The 4,196-nt window shown below is 52.2% G+C and carries 5 protein-coding genes; all 5 read right to left on the bottom strand.

Annotated elements, in window-relative coordinates:
• Positions 1-21: 21 nt before the first annotated feature.
• Positions 22-1,380, bottom strand: a complete 1,359-nt coding sequence (locus tag AC2VLY_RS16210; RefSeq protein WP_486894239.1) for a ParB/RepB/Spo0J family partition protein — start codon at positions 1,378-1,380, stop codon at positions 22-24.
• Entirely contained in the window at positions 1,377-2,192 is an 816-nt protein-coding gene (locus tag AC2VLY_RS16205; protein WP_024893235.1) for a ParA family protein, read from the bottom strand. The genes AC2VLY_RS16210 and AC2VLY_RS16205 overlap by 4 nt, the downstream gene beginning before the upstream one ends.
• 4 nt (positions 2,193-2,196) lie before the next feature.
• Positions 2,197-2,628, bottom strand: coding sequence for a hypothetical protein (locus tag AC2VLY_RS16200; protein ID WP_024893236.1), 432 nt, complete (start codon positions 2,626-2,628; stop codon positions 2,197-2,199).
• Between the two features lie 269 nt (positions 2,629-2,897).
• A complete protein-coding gene (locus tag AC2VLY_RS16195; RefSeq protein ID WP_024893237.1) occupies positions 2,898-3,170 on the bottom strand; it encodes a hypothetical protein in 273 nt (90 codons plus the stop codon).
• Positions 3,171-3,181: 11 nt separating this feature from the next.
• Positions 3,182-4,196: TraB/TrbI/VirB10 family type IV secretion system protein (locus AC2VLY_RS16190; protein ID WP_486894240.1), on the bottom strand; the 1,015-nt coding region annotated here is incomplete at its 5' end.

The raw sequence follows: 4,196 nt of genomic DNA, 5'->3' as shown, positions 1-4,196 counted from the left end.
CGTGGACCCTTGAGTGGTTTGTTACTGACCAAGCAGTAAAGTGATGGCCCTCAGTACAGTATCTGCATCCACCGTCAAGTCATCAGCAAGACCCGTTTTTTCCAGCAAGCGATCCACCATGTCAGCGGGAATCCGAACATGGACGGGCTGGCTGGTCTGGTCAGCTACTGAGATGACGCCCCCACTCTCTGTACCCATTCCGGCTGTGTCCATATTCCGGCGATCCTCTTCAGAGCTCTTCCGGTTGGTTCGTTCAGCATGGACCGGGGTTTGGAGCGTTGCTGACTTTGCAGCCACGACATCCTCCATCTCTTTCTCGTCTATCTGGAAGTCGTTGTTTCCGACAAAATCATCATCCCCCAGTGTGGCAGGGTCAGGGTCAGGTGATATGTCTTCGTCATCTCCAAGCCGTACATTGTCACCCATGGGGGGTAGGTCAGTATCGTGCTCAGGTGCAGCCATTGGCGCTTGCATAGCCTCAGCCAGCGTCATTCCGTCCAGAACCCTTTGGGCTATGGCGTTTTGTGCGGGGTCGTCGCTGTACCACAGATTTTTCCAGGTTTGCAGATCATCCATGGTGAGATCAGCACGTTTTTTGAGTTGCGGGAACCGGAAAGTTAAATCATACCGCTCTTCCAATTCGGAGATCAGGGCACGACTCAAAATAGCTCCACCCCTCAACTTCTCAGCAATCTGGTCAAGAACCACCTGTTTTTCATTATCCTTCGACCAAGACACCAAACGGGCAATTTCATTAGAACCGATATCTTCAACCGGCACTCCGATCCGCTTGCTCACCACCTCACTATCCGGGTCTGCGCGGGTCAGGATATTTTTGACCCACGTTTCCGACCGTCCCAAGCGCCTTGCCAGTTCTGCTTTAGAGACATGGATGGTGGAGATGAGCTTGTTCAATGCTCTGGAAATATCGGTATCGGTCATCCCAGACCGGGCCAGATTTTCCACCATCTGCATTTCGAGCTTGTCCGAGTCACTTTCTGGGTTACGGATATAGACAGGAATCCGGCCCAGGTCGTAACCTTTGCGCTGACACTTGGAGCCGGTCTGCAAAGCGATCTGCGCGGCCCGCCAACGCCGTTCACCGGCGATGATTTGGTACTTGATAGTCTTCCCGTTTTGAACCGGCTGAACCGTAATCGGCTGCAAAATGCCGTGCTGCACAATGCTTTCGGCCAGCAGCTTCAAGTCATCATCGTCATCCCCTGAAAACTTACGCGGCTGTTGGGGGTCCGGCTGTATCTGTTCCAGGGGGATAAACAGCCCCGCAGCGGCCTCTTGGCTCGGGTTTGCTTTCGGGGTTGCCGGTTTGTCATCCGCAAAAAGATCAATAAACTCTTCATCCAACAGTGATTTTTTCATGCTCCTGCTCCTTGTGCATCCAGCAATTCTTGTGCATTTTCGGGCTCATCCACTTCCGCGCTTTCATCTTCGGAAGCTGATAGTAAAAGGCTTTCACAGACTATGCGCCAGTCTTCTGCAAACGGCTCTTTAGAATACGCCCAAATGGGTTTGCCAGCACGCAAGGCATGTTTCACGGCTTCACGGTCGGTTAAAGCTGGCTGTACCAGGTAATCCCCCATTTTCTCCTGAAGCTGCTCAATGACGGCTTTTTGGGTGCCTGACATGAGCTTGTGCAGGTTGATGACAATGCGGAAATCAATATCGGTGTTTTGTGGTCGTATCTGGCGAGTGTGCTGCTGCCATGTAGATACCAACCCTTGTGTACCGAGGGAATCTGCTGTGATAGGGACCACATGCCGATCTGCAATAAGCAGAGGTACAATCTGACGGACCCCAGGCGCCGGTGGGCAGTCAATGATGATGGTGTCATATCCACACTTATCTAGCGTGAGCAATGCTTTTAATGCGGCGGCCACATCATCATCCACCATGTCCAGTTGGTAACTCGCTTGGAGATAATCGAAGCCAAAAACGCTTTCCCTGATCGGTGCGGTGTTAATGGCCTCATCCCACAAATCCAGTACAGTGCCTTCAGTCGTGCGGTGCTGGTTGGGCTTACCAGAGGCAAGAAACGTGGCGGACCCTTGCTGGTCCAAGTCCACGAGCAACGTGCGCTGGTCGGTTTCATGAGCCAGTGCCGCAAGATGCAGGGCGATGGTCGTTTTACCCACGCCCCCCTTTTGATTCGCTACAGCAATAAAATTTGTCATAATTTCACCCGTTTTTGCGTAGATAAGCCTCGCGCCGTGCGCGTTCGGACGCAGGCGGGTATACCCACCACGTCCACCAGTACAGCATGGTATAGCCCACGGACGACAGAGATACATTCTGCTCAATGGCTAACCGTTCTAGTGCGTTCCCTAACTCAGCCGGCAGTCTGATATTGACCTGCATCCAGCCCGTCGCCTCTTTTTGCCCGATCTGGTCTTTCAGTGTTGTGGTCAGACCCTTGGTTGGGCGCCATTTCAAGCCATGTTCCCACGGCTTTTCCTTCAAAAATCGTTCCGTAGCTTCTTTGAACATAGTCTTGAGTGTCTTGCCCGTAGCAAATGCTAGTGTTTTTGAATAAATCTGCATCTTGGATGGTGCCCTCGTGGGAATTTCCACGTATGTCTGGCCCGTCCTTTTATCTGTAAAAACTCGCATAAAATGACTCCTGATAGAATGGGAAAAGTTATAACCTCACCTGCTCTGTTTGGTTATAGCCTGTCCCACGATACTTTTCAAGATGGTATTACAAGATGCCAAGATTCCAAGACCCAACAATGATGAGTCCCAGGATGAAACCGATCATGATGCTGTTGTCATGTGCCCAATCGGGAATAACCCATGTGCTTTTTCTCATTGCATTGCCCCTTCTGTGTAAGAGCCAGACCCATTCTGGCTCTCATATCCGTAGCCCCTGGTGAGAAGCGTCATCGAAGAATCGACTGGATTAACGCCGAACGGCTCACGGTGGGTGGAAGTGACCGAAGCACATGCAGTGCGTCATCCGTAATGGCAACCCCGAAAGGCTCATAAGGCACCCGGGGTTTCTGCCGCGCCCTTCGCATGCCCATACTCGCCAAGTCAGAAGTGGACAACTTCAGCAAGGCTTCATTGACCGCTTTTGAGCGTAAAGTGGGGTTATCTGCATAGTCAGCATGCATTTCCTCCCGCAAAAGTTTTGGATAGATGTAAGATTGCATAGCGTTTTCCTTTAACCGTATGGGTTAGTCGTCGTGGGCATAGCCGCTGAAGTTGGGGTCTGGTTTACCAGGTGCGTGCCGTGCTGGTATGGACCCGGGAAGATCAAATCCTTGCTCACAATCACATTAAAGGCGTAGCCGGAACGGATGGTCAGGGTTGGCGCGATATTTATATCTTTTTGAAACATCTGTGATTCCGCCTGCCCGAAAGTTTGCGCCAGTGACTGTTCACCATCTTGCAAAGCCGCATTGCCCGTCACACCAGTGGTATTGCTGCTGGTGCTGGTAGGTGAAGCCACAGACATGCCCACGTCGATCAAAGACAACAGCAAGGCGTTCTTGAAGATGGACCACGTATGGTCGTTGACCAAATCATGGAATCCCGCGTAACCCTTGGGACTGTATCCCTCAGATTTGCCAATCTGCATGTAAGTCCCATTCGGGAACTCAATACGGCTCCAAATAACACCAACTCGTGTTGCCCCAGCAATGAGTTTGCTTTGATACACACCAATTAACTTAGAACCGGCAGGGATCAGGACGGATGACCCGGATACACTGCTGTAAACTGGCTGGTTCACGACCGCTGTAATTGTTCCTGGCAAGTCGGATTTGATACCCGTTTCCAGCACCGCAGGGATGACTGTTCCCTGCAGTAGTTCGTATGGGCTGACCTCCTTGCGGACCAAATGCGTACTGTAAACACTGCTCTTCGGCTTTTCCATAATTGCAGCATTAGCAGCGGGTGCCGGTGGAGTCGCTGCCGGTGCGGGCGTGGTATGGTGGTCCTGCCAAGCTGTAGTTGATGCCCCAGTCCCTTGAACAAGCGACTTAGCCTCCACCATTTCCGCTTTTTCCCGGGCAGCTTCCGCTTTTGCAGCCGCAGAAGGTGCAGAAGCAGGCGCGGGGGCTGGAGCGGCAGCTTGAGTCTGCGCTGTAGTTGGTGTGGATGGCTTAGTAGGCGTCATGGGCTCTTGTACCGGGGCCGGTGTAGCTGGACGAATGAACGGATGATGGCTGGCTGGC

This window comes from Acidithiobacillus sp. TH-A36 (assembly GCF_057473445.1).
Note: the sequence above shows the minus strand (reverse complement) of the source record. Positions and strands in the feature narration are given on the sequence as shown.

Coding starts and splice junctions, on each gene's coding strand:
- AC2VLY_RS16210 (WP_486894239.1), bottom strand. CDS start 1,380: ATGAAAAAATCACTGTTGGATGAAGAGTTTATTGATCTTTTTGCGGAT.
- AC2VLY_RS16195 (WP_024893237.1), bottom strand. CDS start 3,170: ATGCAATCTTACATCTATCCAAAACTTTTGCGGGAGGAAATGCATGCT.
- AC2VLY_RS16205 (WP_024893235.1), bottom strand. CDS start 2,192: ATGACAAATTTTATTGCTGTAGCGAATCAAAAGGGGGGCGTGGGTAAA.
- AC2VLY_RS16200 (WP_024893236.1), bottom strand. CDS start 2,628: ATGCGAGTTTTTACAGATAAAAGGACGGGCCAGACATACGTGGAAATT.